We start from the raw sequence: 19856 nt of genomic DNA on the forward strand, positions 1-19856 counted from the left end.
ATTTTTTTCTCGATTTGGGGGTCAGTGCGCGTCTGCCGTCCCGCTTACCGTGGCCACCGTGGTCGGCACCCGCGGCGCCAGCGCGCACATCAGCTCGTAGCCCACCGTGCCGCTGGCCGCGGCCACATCGTCGATCGGCAGGCCCTGTCCCCACAGCGTCACCGGCGAGCCCACGCGCGCCTTCGGGCACGGCGTCAGATCCACGCAGAGCATGTCCATCGACACGCGGCCCACGAGCTCCGTGCGCACGCCATCGACCAGTACCGGCGCGCGCAGCTCGCCCCAGCCGCTCGCGTGGCGCGGGTAGCCGTCGGCATAACCGCACGCCACCACGCCAATGCGCATCGGCCGCTCGGCCGTGAACAGCGAGCCATAGCCGACGGTATCGCCCACCTGCAGGTCCTGCACCGCGATCACCTCGCTGTGCAACGACATGGCGGGCTGCAGTCCGGTGTCGGCGATATCGGCCGCGCGCCCGCTCGGCGAGGCGCCGTACAGGATCACGCCGGGCCGGACCCAGGCCCGATGCGATTCCGGATGCCACAGCACGGCGGCCGAGTTGGCCAGGCTGGCCTCGCCCGGCAGGTTCGCGGTGGCGCTGTCGAACGCCTCGATCTGATGCGCGATGCCGCGCGGGCCGTCGGCATCGGAGAAATGCGTCATATGGACGATGCTGCCCACGCACGACATGGTGCGCGCGCGCTCCCAAGCGGTGCGGTATTGCGCCGGCCTGAAGCCAAGGCGGTTCATGCCGGTGTTGAGCTTGAGCTGCAGTGCGAGCGGACCACGCGGCCGCGCTTGTTCGAGCATGCGCAATTGCTCCTCGCAGTGGACTGCGGTAGTCAGGCGGTATTGCTCCAGCAGCGCCACGTCCTGCGGCTGGAAGATGCCTTCGAGCAGCAGAATCGGGCCCTGCCAACCCAGCTCGCGCAGTTGTACGGCTTCGCTGAGGTCCAGCAGGCCGAACCCGTCGGCGCCGCGCAGGCCGGCGAACGCACGGCGAATGCCGTGGCCGTAGGCATTGGCCTTGACCACGGCCCAGACGCGCGCGCCGGGCGCGCGCTGGCGCACGACCTCGAGGTTGTTGGCGAGGGCTGGCTGGTGGATGACGGCTTGGATCGGTCTTGGCATGGGAAAGATTTAGGGAACATCCACGGGTGGGACGGGTCCGTTGAAAGACCGGTGCGCTGGAAAAGCGGTGTCGTCAGGGTAGACCCCGTCACCGCCCCGCAAGTGCCCGGCGTTTCAGAACGTGTTGGAACCGTGGTGGCTGGCATCGCACGTGCTAGGGCCATGGGCCCGAACCCTGGGCCATCGAGGGCATGCGCGCCGCGCAGCCGATATTTGAACACAGTTGGATGCGGATTCCGGGAATCGATTCCGCCACCCGCTGTCAAAAAGGCCGTCCGCCACTGTGCTGAAATGTCGCGTTTTCGTGATATAAAGCCGGACGCTCAGGCCATGTTTTATAAGTGAAGCAATATGTCCATGACGGTCAGGCAAGCCTCGCGGCGAGCAAATGTCACGCATCCGCCCCACTTTGACACGGCCACCGCGCCTGGTTCCCTGCAAGCCGCGACGCTGCCGGTTGGCGCGCACCCGACCGCCCCGCCCGTCCATAGGGGCGCCCGTGATGGAGACAAAGTCGACAGTATGAAGAAGGGTTTCTACACCATCATGGCCGCGCAGTTTTTTTCGTCGCTGGCCGACAATGCGCTGCTTATCGCAGCCATCGCCCTTCTTACCGAATTGCATTCCCCGCAGTGGATGACGCCGCTGCTCAAGCTGTTCTTCGTGCTCTCGTACGTCGTGCTCGCCGCCTTCGTTGGCGCGTTCGCTGACTCGATGCCGAAGGGGCGCGTGATGCTGATCACGAATGCCATCAAGATCGTCGGTTGCGCCATCATGATGTTCGGGTTGCACCCGCTGCTGGCCTACGGCATCGTCGGCTTCGGCGCGGCGGCGTACTCGCCGGCCAAGTACGGCATCCTGACCGAACTGCTGCCGCCGGAAAAACTCGTGATGGCCAACGGCTGGATCGAGGGCCTTACAGTCGGCTCGATCATTCTCGGTACCGTGGTGGGCGGCGCGCTGATCTCGGTGCATGTGTCCGACATCCTGCTGCGTCTGGACGTACCCTACGTCGACACCGGCATCAACACCCCGGCCGAAGCGGCCATGGTGGTGATCATGCTGTGCTATCTGATCGCCTCCATCTTCAATATCTTCATTCCCGACACCGGCGCACGCTATCCGGCGCAGGAAAAGAACCCGATCAAGCTGATCGCCGAGTTCGGCGACTGCTTCGTTGCACTGTGGCGCGACAAGCTCGGCCAGATCTCGCTGGCCGTGACCACGCTGTTCTGGGGCGTGGGTGCCACCTTGCAGTTCATCGTGCTCAAGTGGGCCGAACACTCGCTCGGGCTCAACCTCTCGCAGGGCGCGCTGTTACAGGCCGTGGTGGCCGTCGGCGTGGCGGTGGGCGCGATTGCCGCGGCTGCCCGGATCCCACTCAAGCGCTCGCTGTCGGTGCTGCCATTCGGCGTGGCGATGGGCGCCACGGTCATGCTGATGGCGTTCTATACGAAGGACGCGATGCCGGCCGTGACGCTGGACATCATGGGCTGGCACATGCCGCTGTACATGGCCATCGCCTACGTGTTCCTGGCGATCGTGGGCGCGATGTCGGGCTACTTTGTGGTGCCGATGAACGCGCTGCTGCAACACCGCGGACACGTGCTGCTGTCGGCCGGCCATTCGATCGCGGTGCAGAATTTCAACGAGAACGTATCGGTGCTGCTGATGCTGTGCCTGTATGCGCTGCTGATCAAGCTCAACTGCCCGATCGGCTTCGTGATTGTCGCGCTGGGGCTGTTTATCTGCATCACGATGTACCTGGTGATGCGACTGCACCGCTACAACGTGCGCGTGTTCAACTCGCTGGCGATGATCGGCGAGGATAAGCACCACTGAGACATCACTGACACCGCCCGGCCGGGGCTGCCCCTGCGGCGCGCCCCGGCAGGCATAGCGGCTAAGGCCGTGCCACGCGCTCTCTGGCGCGCGCTTCCCAGCCGTCCGGCACCACAAACCCCCGCGATATCTCGATCCATCCGTCCTGACCGCCCGCGCCAAGCGGCGCCAGCTCGCACAGCATGACGGGCGACTCGCGCCGCCAGCTGTGGTCGGGATGGGCATCGGCAAAGCGCTCGGCCAGCGCCGCGTGCAACGCGCCCACGTCTTCGAGCACAGGCTCGCCGTCGGCCGGCGTGATGCCCAGCCTCAGACCCGACAGCCAGTCCGCACGGGGTAGCCGGCACCACCGCGAGCCGGGTCGCGTGCTCGCGCGCGTGGACCAGTCTTCGATGGTGGACCACCATCCACGCAGGTGATCGGGCGCAATGCCAAGCGCGTCGAGCCCAGGTGGCGTCCTGCCGTTGCGATAGAACAGCCAACCAAGCAGATAGACCTCGCCGCGATCGATGCCACCGCCCAGCGCGGCAAGCGCTTCGGCCGTCCGGCCGAGCGGAAGCTGGCGCCGCACGATATGGTCGAGCTTGTCGCCGAGCCGGTCCACGAGGTTCGGGCCGACGAACGCGCGCAGGTCGGCAACCGGCGCCTCAGTCATGCCGGCACCAGCGGTTGCATCGACGTGAAGGTAGAACTTGGTGGCCATTTCCCAGTGCACCACCTCGCCCTGCGCCGGGTCCCGCCAGACGAAGTCCAGTTCGCCGAGCGTGCGGATGCCGTGATCGTGCCGCTGGCGCACGGGCACATTGGCGGCCAGCAACTCCAGTCCAAACGCATGGCTCAGCGCGAAATGCAGCAGGCGCTCGGCATGGCGCCCGAGCCGCAGGCTGCGATTGCCGGCCCGTGCACCGGCGTCCGCACCGAGCTCGGCAAGGGTCTCCGGCAGCGTGGCCGGCGCGGCCGCTGCCAGCCAGCGCACCCACGCGTCGCGCGGCGCGGCCGGCCAGCGAGCAAGCTGGAAAGCAGGCGCGACAGAATCGGGAATCGGCAGGCGCGACAGCAACGGCGGCGCCAGCGAGCACCATGCCAGATCGCGCACACGCTGCGAGGGCGCGCCGCGCCACAGCGGCAATACCTCCGCCACCCCGTCGGGGCCGGCCAGTGCCGGTCCGCCGGGGCTCAGGGCGTGCGCGAGGTCAGGCTTGAGCTCCCGCACGATCGTGGACCTCGCGTGCCAGGCACAAATCCTCCCACGCACGCGCCTTGTCGGACAGCGTGCGTAGCAGGTAGGCCGGGTGATAGGTCACCACGACCGGAATGCCCTCGTACTCGTGCACCGTGCCGCGCAGCTTGCCGATCGGCGTGGTCGTGCGCAGCAGCGACTGCGCGGCAAACCGCCCGAGCACCACGATGACCTTCGGCCGCAGCAGCGCGATCTGCTGGCGCAGGTACGGCTCGCACTGCGCCACTTCGTCCGGCGCCGGATCGCGGTTCTCGGGCGGCCGGCACTTGAGCACGTTGGCGATAAATACGTTGCGACCGCGCGCGAGGTTCAGCGCGCCCAGCATGTTGTCGAGCAGCTTGCCGGCCTGGCCGACGAACGGCTCGCCCTGCAGGTCCTCGTTCTGGCCGGGCGCCTCGCCCACGAGCATCCATTCGGCAGCGCGATCGCCCACGCCAAACACGGTCTGGGTACGCGTCTCGCACAGGCCGCAGGCCGTGCAACCGGCCACGCTCGCTTCGAGCCCGGCCCAGTCGAGCGTCGCGATCTCCGCCGCGCGCTGCGGCAAAAGCGGGCTCACGATATCTGGCGCCGGCGCCCGGCCCACGGCCGGCGCGCCATCACGCCCGCCGGCGCCGCGCGCTTCCGCCGTGGCGCCCACCGGCGCGTCTTGCGCGGGTGCGCGCTGGGCCGCAGGCTCGGCCTCGGCCGTCTCGCCGGCATCCGCCAGCGCCACCACGTCCTCGGCAGGCTCCGCCGCGACGATTGCGACGCGCGGCAGCCATTCGGTGCGAATGCCCAGCACTTCCAGAAACTGCGCGCGGCGATGCACGGCGTTCTCCTTCACGGTATCCGTCATCACGCCTCCTCCGCCAGCCAGCCACGCCGCAGCACGAGCGCATCCTCGCGGCCCTGCGCGCCGGCCGGATAGTAGCCGCGCCGACGGCCGATCTCCGCGAAACCGGCTTCCTCATACAGCGCAATCGCCCCGACATTGGACGGGCGGACTTCAAGCAGCATCGTATGGAGCCGGTGATCGTGCGAGGTCGCCAGCGTCACGGCCAGCAGCATGCGGCCAAGGCCCTGGCGCTGACGACGCGGATCGATCGTGATGTTGAGCAGATGCATTTCATCGACCACGGGCATCAGCACCGCGTAGCCAACGAGTGTATGGGTCGGGTCGCGCAGCGTCAGGCCGAGATGACCAGCCTTGAGCGAGTTCTCGAAGTTGCCGCGCGTCCACGGATGACTGTAGGCGCGGTGCTCGATCTCGGACACCGCCGCAAGGTCCAGCGCGCTCATGCGCCCGATCGACCAGCCGTTCGGCAGTACGGGCATGACCGGCACATCCGGCCAGTTACCGTCGGCAAACGGCTGCAGCGCGGCACTCACGTCGCGCTCCCTGGCGTCGGCACCACTGCGGTCGCCTCCGCGGTGGCCGCGGTCGCTGCCGTCGCCTCGGCGGCCAGCCTGGCTGCCTTGGCGGCCGCCACGACCTCGCGCTCGACGATGGTCTGCGCAACCTTGTCGCGCAGGTAGATCGGCATCGCGTCGGCCGCATCGATGGTCTCGCCGCGCGCCAGCGCGCGGCGCGCGATCGCCACCAGCGCGCGCGCATCCGGCATCGCGTCGGGCACCTGCCGCGTGGCCCCGGCCGCTACCGCCAGCCGCTCGCCGAACACCGCAATGGCACCGCCCACGATCCAATAGTCGCCGTCAGGTCGCACCACGGCCTCAGCCGGTCCAACGCCAATCGCGCCAACCGTGCGCCACGCGCCAGCCTGCCCGCCCTCGCCGGCCTGCCATACGAACGTGCCGGAATACACCTCGTCCATGCGCGCATCGAGTGTCACCAGCACCGCCGTACCCGTCGGTAATGGCACCGGGCCGCTGCGCACAGCCTCGGCGCAAGCCATCAGCGTATTGACGGGAATCACCGGCAGCTCGGCCCCGAACGCGAGGCCCTGCGCCACGCCGCAGGCGGTGCGCAAACCCGTGAACGAGCCGGGCCCGGCGCCGAACGCGATCGCGGCGCAGTCGGCCAGCCGCGCGCCGGCCTCGGCCAGCACTTCGGCGACCGCCGGCAACACGCGCGACGACGAGCGCGGGCCAGTATGGTCATGACGGAAGACGCACCGGGCGTCGCCGTCAACGGCGGCGCGCCCAAGTGCGACGGAACACCACTCTGTGGAGGTCTCGACAGCAAGAATCCAGGACATCCCGCGATTGTATCCGTTGTCCCCGCCACAAGGCGTGACCGAGGGCTTCTTCGGATTTTTTTGCCGCAAACGGCGAGCGGGCGCGGCTATCATCGGATACCGCACCAAATTCATCGCAATTTCTTGAAACAGGAGTCCCCCAATGAGCGATCTTCAGGCCCGCTTCGAACAAGCCACGACCGATGTCAAAGCGCTGAGCGAGCGCCCCAGCAACATGACTCTGCTGCGTCTCTACGCGCTCTACAAGCAAGGCAGCGAAGGCGACGCGCACGGCGACAAGCCCGGCATGACCGATTTCGTCGGGCGCTACAAGTTCGAGGCGTGGGAATCGCTGAAGGGCACGGCCAAGGACGAGGCGATGCAGAAGTACATCGACCTCGTCGAGGAACTGCGCAGCGGCGCAGTAAGCTAGGCCCCCAGAGCGGCCGCCGGCTCAGCCAAGCCGGCCGCTGTGCGCGATCTCGCGGATCTTGCGCACGGTGTCCAGATCCGCCTCGTGGTAGGCGGACTTGACGATCTCCGCATAGCGGTCGTCACCGCTCGCATCCACCGCCGGCATCGTCGTTTCATAGATAAAGCGCAGCAGCAATGCATCCGGGCCCGGCGTCTCGATGACCATCGTCAGCGTGCCACCCGCGTGCTCGGCCGTGGCCGCGGTCTCGTAACGGACCTGCCGCTGGGGCTCATACACCACGCGATCGCGGATCTTCGCCTGCCCGAAGTGCAACACCCGCTCGATCCACCCGTCGCCACGCGCCGTCACCTCGGACCCATCCAGCCCGAGGATAAACTCCGCCGGTTCTTCCGCGCGCAGCACCAGCCCCTGCCACAACTGCCCCGCCGTCATCGGCTCCAGCGCAGGGTTGCCGGGGTCGTTGATCTCCACCAGGTGTTCGAAACGCAACTCACTTCTCCAGTTCGTGTATGTCGCCATTATGAATGGCTTTGCGAGTAGAGACATATGGCACCAGGGGCCAATAAAAAAAGCCCCCGGGCGAACCCGGGGGCTTTGTCTCCCACCATCCAGCTGCGATCAGACTTCTTCGTAAAGCGGCAGCGTGAGGAATTCGGCGAAGTCCTCCGACGTCGACATCTGCTCGAAGATCTGCGCGGCGCGGTCGTAGGTCGGCGTTTCACCACCCACCACCTGCTTCACCTTGGCCAGTTCTTCCGGAATCAGCGCGCGCACCAGTTCCGCGGTGACCTTGCGGCCATCCTCGAGCTTGCCCTTCGGCGAGCGGATCCACTGCCACACCTGCGAGCGCGAGATCTCGGCGGTGGCGGCATCTTCCATCAGGTTGTGGATCGGCACGCAGCCATTGCCGGCCAGCCACGCGCCGAGGTAATGGATACCGACGTTGATGTTCATGCGCAGACCGTGCTCGGTGATCGGCGTCTCCGGCTTGAAGTCGAGCAGTTCCGAGGCCTTCACGTTCACGTCCGGACGCTGCTTCTCGAACTGGTTCGGCTTGTCGCCGAGCACCGCGACGAACTCCTTCATCGCCGGCTCCACCAGACCCGGGTGTGCCACCCAGCCACCGTCGTAACCGTCGATCGCATCGCGGCGCTTGTCGCTGATGATGCCTTCCATCGCGATCGCGTTCTTCTCCGGATCGTTCTTGATCGGGATCAGCGCGCTCATGCCGCCAATCGCGGGCGCGCCGCGCTTGTGGCAGGTCTTGAGCAACAGCAACGCGTACGCGCGCATAAACGGCGCGGTCATCGTCACCTTGGCGCGGTCGGCCAGGCAGAACTCCTTGTCCACCTTGAACTTCTTGATGCACGAGAAGATGTAGTCCCAGCGGCCGGCATTCAGGCCCGCGCTGTGGTCGCGCAGCTCATACAGGATTTCTTCCATCTCGAACGCGGCGAGAATGGTCTCGATCAGCACCGTGGCCTTGACCGTGCCCTGCGGCAGACCCACTTCCTTCTGCGCCGCCACAAACACGTCGTTCCACAGGCGCGCCTCGAGGTGGCTCTCCATCTTCGGCAGATAGAAGAACGGACCCGCGCCGCGCGCGACCTGCTCCTTGCCGTTGTGGAACAGGAACAGCGCGAAGTCGAAGATCCCGCCCGACACTCGGCGACCCTCAATAGTGACGTGCTTCTCGTCGAGGTGCCAGCCACGCGGACGCACCTGCAGCGTGGCGATCTTGTCGTTGAGCTTGTAATGCTTGCCGTTCGAGTCCAGCGTCAGCGTGCGGCGCACGGCGGCCTTCAGGTTGACCTGACCCTGCAGCTGGTTATGCCAGTTCGGCGTGTTCGAGTCCTCGAAGTCCGTCATGTAGCTGTCGGCACCCGAGTTGAACGCGTTGATCACCATCTTGGCCTCGACCGGACCCGTGATCTCCACGCGGCGCAGTTCGAGCGCCTGCGGTACCGGGGCCACCTTCCATTCGCCCTCGCGAATCGCCTTGGTCTCAGGCAGGAAGTCGGGCAGCTCGCCAGCGTCCAGGCGCTTGGTGCGTTCCACACGCGCGGCCAGCAGTTCCTGGCGGCGCGGCTCGAAGGCGCGATGGAGCTTGTCGACCAGGGCCAGTGCCTCCGGCGTCAGGATGTCTTCGTAGGCCGGCAGGATCTCGCCGGTAATCTTCATGCCCGCGGGCAGCGTGATAGCCATCAGTGTTCTCCTGTATATGCGATGGAATGGTGTGTCGGAATGGCGTGCGTCAGTTCGGCACGCCGTGCGTGGCGAGAAATGCGAGCAGGTCGTTCATGTCGTGACCGGTGCCGGCAGGCGCCACATCGAGGCGCTCCGCCGGATGACCGGCACGGTTGATCCAGAACGTGGTGTAGCCGTACCAGGCGGCCCCGCACGCGTCCCAGCCATTGGAGGACACGAACAGGATCTCCTGCACGGGCAGGTCGAACGCGGACGGACCCAGCGCGTACGCGGCCGGCGCGGTCTTGTACTGGCGCACGGCCTCGACCGACAGCACATGGTCGAACAGGCCCTGCATGCCGGCGCTCTTGACCGAGATGTCGAGCATCTCGGGATTGCCGTTGGACAGGATGCCCAGCGGCAGCCCCGCGCGCCGCAGTCGCTTGAGCGCGCTCAAGTTCTCCGGAAACGCGGACAGGCAGGCGTACTCCTTGAGCAGTTGCGCTTCCGTGGTCGCGCTCAGGTCCAGCTCCAGACGCGCGGCCGCATAGCGCAGCGCGTCGACCGTGATGTCCCAGAACGGCTTGTAGCGCGCGCCGTCCGGTGCCGCCATGGTGCGCACGCGCGTGTAGTCGATCTGACGCTCGCGCCACAGCAGCGCCAGCGCCTCGCCCTTGCCCGGAAACAACTGTTCCGCGCGCGCCGTGACGGAATACACGTCGAACAGCGTGCCATAGGCATCGAACACGACCGCGCGAATCTTGTGCATGTATGGACTGAATGGGCTTGTACACGTCTGAATGCAGGGAATTGTAGGCAGACATTGCACTGCGACAAAGCCGCCGGGGGTCACTTGATCTTTTACTTTTCGGCATCTAATCTAGCCCGATTCCGGCGACATTCATGCGCACTTATTCTTACGCACTATCGTGGATCACTTCAAACAACTCGAAACTTTCGTGTCGGTGGCGTCGCGTGGCAGCCTTTCGGCCGCCGCCGCCGCTGAAGGCGTCGCACCTGCCATCATCGGCCGCCGCATCGACGCGCTCGAAGAGCGGCTCGGCGTCAAACTGCTGGTCCGCACCACGCGCCGCATCACGCTGACGTTCGAGGGCTCCGCGTTTCTCGAGGACTGCCAGCGCATCCTCAACGACCTGCACAACGCCGAGGCCAGTGTCTCCGCCGGCGGCGTCAAGGCCAGCGGCCATCTGCGCGTGACCGCGCCCGCGGGCTTCGGCCGCAAGCACGTGGCGCCGGTGGTGCCGCTGTTCATCGAATCGCATCCGGACGTCACCATCACGCTCGATCTGGCGGACCGCGTGGTCGACCTCGTCAACGAGGGTTTCGACTGCGCGATCCGGCTGGGCGACCTGCCCGACTCCAATCTTGTCTCGATCCGCCTGGCCGAGAACCGCCGCGTGGTCGTGGCCTCCCCCGCCTATCTGGCTCGCGCCGGCACGCCGCGCGAGCCGGAGGCGCTGGCGCACCACAACTGCCTGGCGTTCGGCGCGAGCGCCAACGTCCAGCGAGGCTGGGTGTTCCAGCAGGACGGCCGCCCGGTGACCATCAAGGTGGGTGGCACCATGGAATGCACGGACGGCGCGGTACTGCACGAATGGTGCCTCCAGGGGCATGGACTGGCCTGGCGGTCCTGGTGGGAAGTCGGCCACGAGATCGCCAGCGGCCGGCTGGTCACCGTGCTCGACGAGTTCCAGGCGCCGCCCATCGGCATCCACGCCGTCTTTCCGCAACGCAAGCACCTGCCGCTGCGGGTGCGGCTGTTCATCGATCATCTGAAGAACACCTACGGCAATCCCGTTTACTGGCGCCGCGCCGAGCAGGCTGCCGCACTGGCGGCCGAGACCGGCAGCGAGGTTGTGGCATAAGCGGTGGCCTGAACAGCTTTCGTACGGCGCAACACTGTCACACTTGATCTGGCGCAAAAGTAAGTGCCTCAAGCGGACTAGAATGAACTTGTCGGTTTGACTTCGAGAAGTTTCACTTCGAGATAGGAGGTCCAGCATGTTCAAGCACATCCTGTTGCCCACTGACGGTTCCGCACTGTCCAAGAAGGCCATCGACGGTGGCCTCGAACTGGCCAAGGTGATCGGCGCGCGCGTCACCGCCTATGTCTGCCTCGAGGAGTATCCCTACACCCCGTTCAGCGAAATCGTCGTGGAAGCGCCGCAGGCGTTCAAGGACCGCATCGAAAGCCAGGCGCGGCTCTATCTGCGCGAAATCGAGGCCGCCGCTACCGCGGAAAACCTGCCATTCGACGCCGACATGAGCACGTTCGCAGTGCCTTATCTCGGCATCATCGACGCGGCCGAACGTCACGGTTGCGACGTCATCTTCATGGCCTCCCACGGCCGGCGCGGCTTGACCGGGCTGATACTTGGGAGCGAAACCCAGAAGGTCCTGACCCACACCGACATCCCGGTCATCGTCTACCGCTGATTTTTCGCCGTACTTTCCCGCCGTACCTTCCCGCATCTCACGCAGTGCGCCCCGCTCCTTCGGGAGAGGGGCGCAGCCGTTTTAAGCCACCTTGCGCACTGCGGCCTTCTTCTCGTCGAAGAACTGTTCATCCTCGGTCGAGCCCTTGAGCGCGGTGGTCGAGGACTGGCCGCCTTCGATGGTCTGCGTCACCGCGTCGAAGTAACCGGTACCGACTTCGCGCTGGTGCTTCACTGCGGTGAAGCCCTTCTCGGCTGCGGCGAACTCGTTTTCCTGCAGTTCGACGAACGCGCTCATCTGGTTGCGCGCATAGCCGTAGGCCAGGTTGAACATCGAGTAGTTCAGCGAGTGGAAGCCAGCCAGCGTGATGAACTGGAACTTGTAGCCCATCGCGCCGAGCTCCTTCTGGAACTTGGCGATGGTGGCATCGTCGAGGTTCTTCTTCCAGTTGAACGACGGCGAGCAGTTGTACGCGAGCATCTTGCCCGGGAACTTCGCATGCACGGCCTCGGCGAACTTGCGGGCGAACTCCAGATCCGGCTTGCCGGTTTCGCACCACACCAGGTCGGCCACTTCCGCATAGGCGATAGCACGCGCGATGGCCTGGTCGATACCCGGCTTGGTGCGATAGAAACCCTCCACGGTGCGCTCGCCCGTGCAGAACGGCTGGTCGCGCTCATCCACGTCGGAGGTCAGCAGATCGGCAGCCTCGGCGTCGGTCCGTGCGATCACCAGCGTCGGCACACCCGAGACGTCGGCAGCCAGGCGCGCGGCATGCAACTTGGCCACGGCTTCGCGCGTCGGCACCAACACCTTGCCCCCCATGTGGCCACACTTCTTGACCGAGGCAAGCTGGTCTTCGAAGTGGACGCCGGCGGCACCCGCCTCGATCATCGCCTTCATCAGTTCGAACGCGTTCAGCACGCCGCCAAAGCCGGCTTCGGCATCGGCCACGATCGGCGCGAAGTAATCCACATCGCCAGAACCCTCGCTCCATTGGATCTGATCCGCGCGCTGGAACGTATTGTTAATGCGCTTGACCACCAGCGGCACCGAGTTCGCCGGGTACAGCGACTGGTCGGGATACATCTCGCCCGCCACGTTCGCGTCACCCGCAACCTGCCAGCCCGACAGATAGATGGCCTTGAGGCCCGCCTTCACCTGCTGCATGGCCTGATTGCCCGTCAGCGCGCCAAGCGTGTTCACGAACGGCTCGGTGTTGAGCAGATGCCAGAGCTTCTCGGCACCGCGGCGCGCGAGCGTGTGCTCGATCTGGATCGAACCACGCAGGCGGACCACGTCCTCGGCCGTGTAGTTGCGCGACACGCCCTTCCAGCGCGGGTTGGTTTCCCAGTCTTGCTGGAGCTTCTGGATATCTTGTTGGCGGGACATGGTGTTCTCCTGTTGTCGATGGGGTGGGCTTCGAATCTCGCTGACACCGACCCGCAGGTCATGTGTCTTATATAAGAGTGTAGGGAAGCCTCCCGCGTCGCAACAAGCGTACGAACGCCCTTCTTATAAGATTTTTATTTGTTTATATTCAATGTCTTACGAAGATAATTTCACGATGCGGCACGTGATCTTCCATAATGAGAAATGCACGTTGTGCTCCGCAACCATGTATTTTTGCGGACCAAAACAGCTTTCCGCATCGTGAAATTTGTCAGACGATCGCCACGTCCCGCGCGCGGCGATATTCGACCCAGTCGCCACTGTCGATCCGGACGAGCCCCGCCACCGCGCTGTCCGCCACGGGATAGAGCAAACACGGCACCGCCGCGCTATCGAGCCCCACCGGTTGAATCTCGCGCACGAACAGCGTGGCCTGACCCGGGTAGACCTCCTCGATCTCGTCGAGCACGGGAAGCAACGCGTCTGGAATGTCGTAGATATCGCCGCGCACCGGACCGGCGGTGGCGTCGAGCACGAGGCCCGGATAGGTGCCGAAGTCATAGAGCCGTCCGGCGATGACGCCGATACCGACCAGCGTCGGCGCGGCAATGCCATGCCGCTGCGCGGCCAGGTTCAGATCGTTGACTTCACCGGCACGCAGGGTGCCGTAGACAAATACGCGATGCATGGTAGGCAGGGAGTGAAATAGACCCCCACATTCTTACCTGCCTACATCTGCTTGAACAGATGCGCGTACTGTCGCGCGACCGGCAGCGATTCGTCGCGGTTGCGCAGCCGCAGCGAGACACGACCCAGCGACTGGTTGACGGCGCTCGCCACGCAGTCGATGTTGACCACGGTGCCGCGATGGATCTGCCAGAAGCGATCCGGGTCGAGCTGCTGCGCAAGTTCGCGCAGGCTGGTACGGATCAGGGCCTCGCCATTGGCCGAGACCACATTGACGTACTTGTCGGTGGCTTCGAGATAGATCACCTCGTCCACCGGAATGATGCGGACTTCCTGCCCGACCAGCGCCTTGATAAAGCGTAGGAACTGACCCGACCCCGGCCCCGGCCCCGGCGTGACGCCACGTTGCGGCGGCGGGTTCTCGAGCGCTTCGAGCCGATGCAGCAACTGCGCGAGGCGATTGGCATCGACCGCGGCTGGCTCGGGCTCCGCCGATGGCGGTGCCGCCGAGCGTGCCGCCAGCCGCTCGCGCAACCGCGCCACGGTAGCCTCCAATCGCTCGTGCTGGACCGGCTTGAGTACGTAATCGACGGCCGCGCGCTCGAACGCCTCGAGCGCAAACTGATCGTACGCGGTCACGAACACCACGAGCGGCGGCAGTTCGTCAGCCTCCACGAGTTCGCGCGCCACGTCCATGCCGCTCATACCGGGCATGCGGATATCGAGAAACGCGACATCGGGCCGATGTGCGCGCGCGGCTTCGAGCGCGGATACACCGTCATGCACCACGGAGACGATGCGCGCCTCCGGCCACAGCGCACTCAGCTCGGCGGCGAGCACGCGCGCAAGCAGTGCTTCGTCATCGGCAATCAACAACGTCGGGGACATTGCAAGGGCTCGGAAATAGATCGATCAGGATCAGGGTCAGGATCAGGAGTGGGCCGCGGACACACCACCGGCCGGACGTGCGCGGGGCGACGTCTCGTGGCTGCCATGCGCACCCGCCGGCAGTTCCACCAGCAGCGCCGATGGTAGTGACGACAAGTCGGCCTGGCGCGCCAGCGGTAACGTCAGCCGCACGATCACGCCACGCGGATGGTTCTCTTCCATCTGCATGACGGCCGCAGCGCCGAAGATCCGCGCCAGCCGTTCGCGTACGTGCGTCAGCCCCATGCCGGAGCCCTTGGTGCCGCCCTGGCAGAAGCCGATGCCGCTATCGGTGATCACCACCTGCACGTTGCCATCGCCGGGGTCGCGCGCGGCCAGCACGATGCTCCCGCCGCTCATGCATGGCTCGATGCCGTGCGTCACCGCGTTCTCCACCAGCGGCTGGATCAGCATCGGCGGAATCTCGACGTCGGCCAGCGCCGGCGGCAGATCGATGTCGAATGCGAGCCGCGAGCCGAAGCGCATGGACTGGATTTCGAGGTAGCTGCGTAGCAGTTCGAACTCCTGCCGCAGCGTGCATTGCTCGGCGCGGGTGTGCTTGAGCGAGGTGCGCAGGAAACCAATCAGCCGCTGCAATAGCTGCCGCGCGGCGCGTGGATCGGTGGCGATCAACCCATCGAGGTTGGCCAGCGAGTTGAACAGGAAGTGCGGCTCGATCTGTGCCTGCAGCGCCATCAGCTGCGCGCGCACGAGCTGCTTCTCCGCTTCCTCGCGCTGCAACGCGTCCAGCGCGGCCTGCCGCTGGAGGTAGGCGAGCTTCTCGCGCGACCAGTAGAAATAGATCATGCTCGCCGATGCCAGCATCCCAACCACCAGGCACATGCGAAGCATGTCGCCAGCCTCGGCATCGGAACGCGTGGGCAGGTTCAGGGCTTCCTGTGTGGCCCAGCGGCCGACGATCACGCCGGTGGGCACCGCCACGGCGGCCAGGCACAGGAACGGCCAGCGGCGCGGCCGGTCGTTCCACCAGATGAGCACGCGCGGGATGTCGATCAGCGCCCAGATCGAGAGGCCGATCAGCTGGCTGTAGACGAGGTTGTGGAATAGCGAGCCACCGGTGCGGAAGCCGTAATTCAGGCTCAGCGCGATCACCGTGTTCATGCAGATCACGAACAGCAGGTCGCGGCCAAGGATGGTCAGCCGCGACGGCAGCGTGGCGTACAGGCAGCCATGTCTTGCAGCGAATTTCATTCGCGCGTCTTCCCCGGTGTTAACCCGCAGTGATCACGAGGTTACTTTACGCCGGTCGGCGGGAGGAAGGAAGCGCCGTGCGATAAAACGCACCGCCACGGCGCCAAACGCGGCAAATCGGGATCAGGCAGCCTGCAGGGACTGGCCGCGTACGGTTTCCGCCAGGGCGGTGGAAATCGTGTCGCGCGACAGATGGGGCGCGAACATGCTGATGAACGCCTGCGCATAGCCGCGCAGGTAAGCCCCGCGCCGGACCGCCACGCTGGTCGTATTGGGCTCGAACAGGTGATCGGCCGTAATGCGCACCAGCCCGGCGTCCTTGCGCGCGTCGTACGCCATCGACGCGATGATGCCCACGCCAAGATCCAGTTCCGCGTAGGTCTTGATCACGTCCGCGTCCATCGCGGTCAGCACGATCTCGGGCTGCAGGCCCGCGTCGGCAAACGCGCCGTCGATCTTGCGCCGGCCCGTGAAGCCCGCGTCGTACGTGATGATCGGGAAGTTGACGATATCCTCGAGCGACGGCTCGGGAATGCGCGTGAGCGGGTGCTCGGGCGACACCACCAGCACGTGCTGCCAGCTGTAGGCCTCGAACGACGTCAGGCCCGCCTCGCTGGCCACGGCCTCGGTCGCGATGCCGATATCGGCCTGCCCGGTCAGCAGCAGCTCGACGATATGCTGCGGCGAGGCTTCCTGCAGGGCCAGCGTCACGTGTGGATATTCCTTGCGGAAACCCTGCACCACCTTCGGCAGCGCGTAGCGTGCCTGCGTATGCGTGGTGGCCACGGTCAGACGCCCCGTATGGCGGCCCGCGAACTCGTCGCCGGCCTGGCGCAGGTTCTCGGCCTCGAGCAGCAGTCGCTCGACCACGCGCACGATCTCGCGACCCGGCTCGGTCAGACCGGTCAGGCGCTTGCCGTAGCGTTCGAAGATTTCCACGCCGAGCTCTTCCTCGAGCTCGCGAATCTGACGCGACACACCCGGCTGCGACGTGTACAGCGCGTTGGCGACTTCGGTCAGATTGAACTGGCGGCGCACCGCCTCGCGAATCGATCGTAGCTGCTGAAAATTCATGGCGTGGCTCCGTTATTCTTGTCCGGTACAGCGTTGTCGCGCACAGGGGTATCGCGAGTAAAGACGCGCAGCTGGCGCGGACGCACCGCAAGCAGCTCGCCCTCGCGGAAACCCAGATGACGGAAGCGTTCGAGCGGCAGCGCCACCTCGATCACGTCCTGGTTGTCTTCGCGCTCGAGCTCGAGCTGTGCCACCGGGCCCAGCGTCAGCGCGCGGCGCAGCGTCACGGCGATACCATCGGTACCCGGCGCATAACGCTCGAGGTCGAGGTCGTGCGGACGCACATACGCCACCGCATCGCCAGCGGTCTCGTGGCCCTGCCCGATCACCGGTAGCACCGAGTCGCCGGTGTGCAGCAGGCCGCCGGTGTCACCCACCTCGAGCCGGCCATGGAACAGGTTCACGTTGCCGAGGAAGCCGAACACGAACGGCGTGGCCGGATGGTTGTAGACCGCCTCGGGCGTGCCGAACTGCTCCACGCGCCCACGATTCATCAGCACGACCTGATCGGCCACTTCGAGCGCCTCTTCCTGATCGTGAGTCACGAACACGCTGGTCACGTGCAGTTCGTCATGCAGACGACGCAGCCAGCGGCGCAGTTCCTTGCGCACCTTGGCGTCGAGCGCGCCGAACGGTTCGTCCAGCAGCAGCACGCGCGGCTCCACGGCCAGCGCGCGAGCCAGCGCGATACGCTGGCGCTGACCGCCCGACAGTTGCGACGGATAGCGATCGGCCAGCCAGTCGAGCTGCACCAGCTCCAGCAGCGACTTCACCTTCTCGCGGATCTTCGCTTCCGACGGACGCTCGGCGCGCGGCTTCACGCGCAGGCCGAAGGCGACGTTCTCGAACACGGTCATGTGCTTGAACAGCGCGTAGTGCTGGAACACGAAGCCCACGTTGCGATCGCGCACGTGATGCTGCGAGGCATCGGTACCGGCCAGCACGACCTGGCCCGAGTCCGCGCGTTCGAGACCGGCGATGATGCGCAGCAGCGTGGTCTTGCCACAGCCGGACGGGCCCAGCAGCGCGGTCAGCTCGCCTTCGTCGAAGTCGAGCGACACGTTGTCCAGTGCCACGAAGTCGCCAAAGCGCTTCTCTACGTTCCTGACCTGAATGCTCATGATGCCTGTCCCTGCAGCGGTTGCTGCTGCGATTGATGCGAAGTTTGTTTCGATGCTGCCTGTTGGGTAGCCTGCTGCGATTGCGGCTTCACGACCGGATCGGCCGGCCGCTCGAGCGCGTCTTCGCTGTGTTCACGCGCCGCGCGCATCTCGACCAGTGTCTTGATGCCGAGCGTCACGAGCGCCAGCAGCGTCAGCAGCGACGCCACCGCGAACGCGGCCGCGAAGTTGTATTCGTTGTAGAGAATTTCCACGTGCAGCGGCATCGTGTTGGTCAGGCCGCGGATATGGCCCGAGACCACCGACACGGCGCCGAACTCGCCCATCGCGCGCGCATTGCACAGGATCACGCCATACAGCAGACCCCAGCGAATGTTCGGCAGCGTGATATGGCGGAAGGTCTGCCAACCCGACGCGCCCAGCACGATCGCGGCCTCTTCTTCCTCGCTACCCTGTGCCTGCATCAGCGGAATCAGCTCGCGTGCGACAAACGGGAACGTCACGAAGATCGTCGCCAGCACGATGCCTGGCACGGCGAACATGATCTTGATGTCGTGCGCCTCCAGCCACGGGCCGAACCAGCCCTGCGCGCCGAACATCAGCACGTAGATCAGCCCCGAGATCACGGGCGAGACCGAGAACGGCAGATCGATCAGCGTGATCAGCAGGTTCTTGCCGCGGAAGTCGAACTTCGCGATGGCCCATGCCGCCGCCACGCCAAACACGATATTCAGCGGCACCGCGATCGCGGCCACCGTCAGCGTGAGCTGGATCGCGGACACCGCGTCCGGTTCGATCAGCGCGCTCAGGTACGTGTCCACGCCCTTCTTGAACGCTTCAAAGAACACCGATGCCAGCGGCACGAACAGGAACAGTGCCAGGAACAGCACGGCCACCGTGATCAGCGTGTAGCGAACCCATGGGGACTCGCCGGTGGCGTCGTAAGGATGGTGGGTCGAGCCCTTCGATTTGAGTCGGGAAACTGCGCCGGCCATCTTTTAATCCTTCGCCACAATTTCAGCAGACACGCGCGCGCCGCTCTGATGGCGTCGCGTCCAGGCCTGCAGCAGGTTGATCAGCAGCAGCAGCACGAACGAGATCACGAGCATCACCACGGCCACCGCGGTCGCGCCGGCATAGTCGTACTGCTCGAGCTTCGAATAAATCATCAGCGGCGCGATCTCCGACACCATCGGCATGTTGCCCGAGATGAACACCACCGAGCCGTACTCGCCCGTGGCACGCGCGAACGACAGCGCAAAGCCCGTGAGCAACGCCGGCAGGATGGCCGGCAGGATCACGCGCTTGAACGTTTGCAGGCGCGAGGCGCCGAGGCTTGCCGCGGCTTCTTCGAGTTCTCGTTCCACGTCCTCGAGCACCGGCTGCACGGTCCGCACCACGAACGGCAGACCGATAAACGTCAGCGCCACCACGATGCCCAGCGGGGTGAAGGCCACCTTGATGCCATGCGGTTCCAGGTACTTGCCGATCCAGCCATTGCCCGCGAACAGCGCGGTCAGTGCAATGCCGGCCACGGCGGTGGGTAGCGCGAACGGCAGATCGACCAGCGCATCGATAAAGCGCTTGCCGAAGAAGCGGTAGCGCACGAGCACCCACGCCACGATCAGGCCGAACACGGTATTGATGATCGCCGCCACGAACGAGGCGCCGAAGCTCAGCTCCAGCGAATGGACCACGCGCGGCTCGGTGACGGTGCGCCAGAACGCTTCCCACGTCATCGTGAACGTCTTCAGGAACGTCGCCGACAGTGGAATCAGTACGACCAGCGTCAGGTAGAAGATCGTGAAGCCCAGCGACAGTCCGAAACCGGGCAGCACGGTAAAGCGCTGGCTGGTACGCGGGCGGAACGGACTGTTCGACGGCTTGGGCGTGGACGATGGGGCGTCCGCGACGGAAATGGATGGCGGCATATCTTCTCGCTTATAAAGCCCGCGCATAACGGGCAGGCTAGC

The 19856-nt window shown here is 65.5% G+C and carries 20 protein-coding genes; 4 read left to right on the forward strand and 16 right to left on the reverse strand.

Annotation, left to right across the window (positions count from 1 at the left end; translation table 11 throughout):
- Positions 1 to 21: 21 nt before the first annotated feature.
- A complete protein-coding gene (gene alr / locus LDO41_RS23705; RefSeq protein WP_223992686.1) occupies positions 22 to 1131 on the reverse strand; it encodes an alanine racemase in 1110 nt (369 codons plus the stop codon).
- Positions 1132 to 1653: 522 nt separating this feature from the next.
- On the opposite strand from alr, the gene lplT reads away from it, so the two are divergent.
- Positions 1654 to 2973, forward strand: a complete 1320-nt coding sequence (lplT, locus tag LDO41_RS23710; RefSeq protein ID WP_223992690.1) for a lysophospholipid transporter LplT — start codon at positions 1654 to 1656, stop codon at positions 2971 to 2973.
- A 61-nt stretch (positions 2974 to 3034) separates the two neighbouring features.
- Here the strand turns inward: lplT and LDO41_RS23715 are convergent, their stop codons facing one another.
- From LDO41_RS23715 to tsaB, 4 genes are read right to left on the reverse strand one after another with little or no spacing between them, the layout of a single operon-like run.
- Positions 3035 to 4186, reverse strand: a complete 1152-nt coding sequence (locus tag LDO41_RS23715; RefSeq protein WP_223992692.1) for a DUF1853 family protein — start codon at positions 4184 to 4186, stop codon at positions 3035 to 3037.
- Positions 4167 to 5051 carry a uracil-DNA glycosylase gene (locus LDO41_RS23720; protein ID WP_396022280.1) on the reverse strand — a complete coding sequence of 295 codons (885 nt, stop codon included), beginning with the start codon at positions 5049 to 5051 and terminating at the stop codon, positions 4167 to 4169. Before LDO41_RS23720 ends, LDO41_RS23715 begins: the two co-directional genes overlap by 20 nt.
- Positions 5051 to 5530 (reverse strand): ribosomal protein S18-alanine N-acetyltransferase, encoded by a 480-nt coding sequence (gene rimI / locus LDO41_RS23725; protein ID WP_223992852.1) that lies wholly within the window; start codon positions 5528 to 5530, stop codon positions 5051 to 5053. The genes LDO41_RS23720 and rimI overlap by 1 nt, the downstream gene beginning before the upstream one ends.
- A 50-nt stretch (positions 5531 to 5580) precedes the next feature.
- Entirely contained in the window at positions 5581 to 6411 is an 831-nt protein-coding gene (gene tsaB, locus LDO41_RS23730; RefSeq protein ID WP_223992694.1) for a tRNA (adenosine(37)-N6)-threonylcarbamoyltransferase complex dimerization subunit type 1 TsaB, read from the reverse strand.
- Between the two features lie 142 nt (positions 6412 to 6553).
- Here tsaB and LDO41_RS23735 point away from each other — a divergent pair, with 142 nt between their 5' ends.
- Positions 6554 to 6823, forward strand: a complete 270-nt coding sequence (locus tag LDO41_RS23735) for an acyl-CoA-binding protein (protein WP_223992696.1) — start codon at positions 6554 to 6556, stop codon at positions 6821 to 6823.
- A 21-nt stretch (positions 6824 to 6844) separates the two neighbouring features.
- On the opposite strand, the gene LDO41_RS23740 is transcribed toward LDO41_RS23735, so the two are convergent.
- The 3 genes from LDO41_RS23740 to LDO41_RS23750 all read right to left on the reverse strand — a co-directional run bounded on the left by LDO41_RS23740 (position 6845) and on the right by LDO41_RS23750 (position 9782).
- Entirely contained in the window at positions 6845 to 7315 is a 471-nt protein-coding gene (locus LDO41_RS23740; RefSeq protein ID WP_223992698.1) for an SRPBCC family protein, read from the reverse strand.
- Between the two features lie 129 nt (positions 7316 to 7444).
- Entirely contained in the window at positions 7445 to 9031 is a 1587-nt protein-coding gene (gene aceB, locus LDO41_RS23745) for a malate synthase A (RefSeq protein ID WP_223992699.1), read from the reverse strand.
- A gap of 49 nt (positions 9032 to 9080) precedes the next feature.
- Positions 9081 to 9782: a haloacid dehalogenase type II gene (locus LDO41_RS23750; protein WP_223992703.1), complete on the reverse strand. Its 702-nt coding sequence runs from the start codon at positions 9780 to 9782 to the stop codon at positions 9081 to 9083.
- A 160-nt stretch (positions 9783 to 9942) separates the two neighbouring features.
- Between LDO41_RS23750 and LDO41_RS23755 the strand changes: the two genes are divergently transcribed.
- Together LDO41_RS23755 and LDO41_RS23760 are read left to right on the forward strand one after the other, a co-directional pair.
- The gene (locus LDO41_RS23755; protein WP_223992705.1) at positions 9943 to 10899 is read left to right on the forward strand and encodes a LysR family transcriptional regulator; all 957 of its coding nucleotides are present in this window, start codon (positions 9943 to 9945) and stop codon (positions 10897 to 10899) included.
- 136 nt (positions 10900 to 11035) lie between these two features.
- Entirely contained in the window at positions 11036 to 11470 is a 435-nt protein-coding gene (locus LDO41_RS23760) for a universal stress protein (protein WP_223992707.1), read from the forward strand.
- 81 nt (positions 11471 to 11551) lie between these two features.
- Here the strand turns inward: LDO41_RS23760 and aceA are convergent, their stop codons facing one another.
- The 8 genes from aceA to cysT form a co-directional block, all read right to left on the reverse strand.
- On the reverse strand, positions 11552 to 12862 hold the full coding sequence (gene aceA, locus LDO41_RS23765) for an isocitrate lyase (RefSeq protein ID WP_223992708.1): 1311 nt from the start codon (positions 12860 to 12862) through the stop codon (positions 11552 to 11554).
- Positions 12863 to 13133: 271 nt separating this feature from the next.
- Complete coding sequence (locus LDO41_RS23770) at positions 13134 to 13550, reverse strand: gamma-glutamylcyclotransferase family protein (protein WP_223992711.1); 417 nt, start codon at positions 13548 to 13550, stop codon at positions 13134 to 13136.
- Positions 13551 to 13591: 41 nt separating this feature from the next.
- Complete coding sequence (locus LDO41_RS23775) at positions 13592 to 14437, reverse strand: LytR/AlgR family response regulator transcription factor (protein ID WP_223992713.1); 846 nt, start codon at positions 14435 to 14437, stop codon at positions 13592 to 13594.
- Between the two features lie 42 nt (positions 14438 to 14479).
- Positions 14480 to 15688: a sensor histidine kinase gene (locus LDO41_RS23780; RefSeq protein ID WP_223992715.1), complete on the reverse strand. Its 1209-nt coding sequence runs from the start codon at positions 15686 to 15688 to the stop codon at positions 14480 to 14482.
- 123 nt (positions 15689 to 15811) lie between these two features.
- Positions 15812 to 16762, reverse strand: a complete 951-nt coding sequence (locus LDO41_RS23785; protein ID WP_223992717.1) for a CysB family HTH-type transcriptional regulator — start codon at positions 16760 to 16762, stop codon at positions 15812 to 15814.
- Positions 16759 to 17883, reverse strand: coding sequence for a sulfate/molybdate ABC transporter ATP-binding protein (locus LDO41_RS23790; RefSeq protein WP_223992719.1), 1125 nt, complete (start codon positions 17881 to 17883; stop codon positions 16759 to 16761). The genes LDO41_RS23785 and LDO41_RS23790 overlap by 4 nt, the downstream gene beginning before the upstream one ends.
- A complete protein-coding gene (gene cysW / locus LDO41_RS23795; RefSeq protein ID WP_223992721.1) occupies positions 17880 to 18878 on the reverse strand; it encodes a sulfate ABC transporter permease subunit CysW in 999 nt (332 codons plus the stop codon). The genes LDO41_RS23790 and cysW overlap by 4 nt, the downstream gene beginning before the upstream one ends.
- Before the next feature lie 3 nt (positions 18879 to 18881).
- Entirely contained in the window at positions 18882 to 19814 is a 933-nt protein-coding gene (gene cysT / locus LDO41_RS23800; protein ID WP_223992722.1) for a sulfate ABC transporter permease subunit CysT, read from the reverse strand.
- Between the last annotated feature and the right edge of the window lie 42 nt (positions 19815 to 19856).

Origin of the sequence: Cupriavidus pampae, from assembly GCF_914271485.1 — a bacterium.
Classification (GTDB): domain Bacteria; phylum Pseudomonadota; class Gammaproteobacteria; order Burkholderiales; family Burkholderiaceae; genus Cupriavidus; species Cupriavidus pampae.

Bases quoted from the DNA above. Each gene is read 5' to 3' on its own strand.
- alr (WP_223992686.1), bottom strand. From the start codon at position 1,131: ATGCCAAGACCGATCCAAGCCGTCATCCACCAGCCAGCCCTCGCCAAC.
- lplT (WP_223992690.1), top strand. From the start codon at position 1,654: ATGAAGAAGGGTTTCTACACCATCATGGCCGCGCAGTTTTTTTCGTCG.
- LDO41_RS23720 (WP_396022280.1), bottom strand. From the start codon at position 5,051: ATGACGGATACCGTGAAGGAGAACGCCGTGCATCGCCGCGCGCAGTTT.
- rimI (WP_223992852.1), bottom strand. From the start codon at position 5,530: ATGCCCGTACTGCCGAACGGCTGGTCGATCGGGCGCATGAGCGCGCTG.
- tsaB (WP_223992694.1), bottom strand. From the start codon at position 6,411: ATGTCCTGGATTCTTGCTGTCGAGACCTCCACAGAGTGGTGTTCCGTC.
- LDO41_RS23735 (WP_223992696.1), top strand. From the start codon at position 6,554: ATGAGCGATCTTCAGGCCCGCTTCGAACAAGCCACGACCGATGTCAAA.
- aceB (WP_223992699.1), bottom strand. From the start codon at position 9,031: ATGGCTATCACGCTGCCCGCGGGCATGAAGATTACCGGCGAGATCCTG.
- LDO41_RS23750 (WP_223992703.1), bottom strand. From the start codon at position 9,782: ATGCACAAGATTCGCGCGGTCGTGTTCGATGCCTATGGCACGCTGTTC.
- LDO41_RS23760 (WP_223992707.1), top strand. From the start codon at position 11,036: ATGTTCAAGCACATCCTGTTGCCCACTGACGGTTCCGCACTGTCCAAG.
- aceA (WP_223992708.1), bottom strand. From the start codon at position 12,862: ATGTCCCGCCAACAAGATATCCAGAAGCTCCAGCAAGACTGGGAAACC.
- LDO41_RS23770 (WP_223992711.1), bottom strand. From the start codon at position 13,550: ATGCATCGCGTATTTGTCTACGGCACCCTGCGTGCCGGTGAAGTCAAC.
- LDO41_RS23775 (WP_223992713.1), bottom strand. From the start codon at position 14,437: ATGTCCCCGACGTTGTTGATTGCCGATGACGAAGCACTGCTTGCGCGC.
- LDO41_RS23780 (WP_223992715.1), bottom strand. From the start codon at position 15,688: ATGAAATTCGCTGCAAGACATGGCTGCCTGTACGCCACGCTGCCGTCG.
- LDO41_RS23785 (WP_223992717.1), bottom strand. From the start codon at position 16,762: ATGAATTTTCAGCAGCTACGATCGATTCGCGAGGCGGTGCGCCGCCAG.
- LDO41_RS23790 (WP_223992719.1), bottom strand. From the start codon at position 17,883: ATGAGCATTCAGGTCAGGAACGTAGAGAAGCGCTTTGGCGACTTCGTG.
- cysW (WP_223992721.1), bottom strand. From the start codon at position 18,878: ATGGCCGGCGCAGTTTCCCGACTCAAATCGAAGGGCTCGACCCACCAT.
- cysT (WP_223992722.1), bottom strand. From the start codon at position 19,814: ATGCCGCCATCCATTTCCGTCGCGGACGCCCCATCGTCCACGCCCAAG.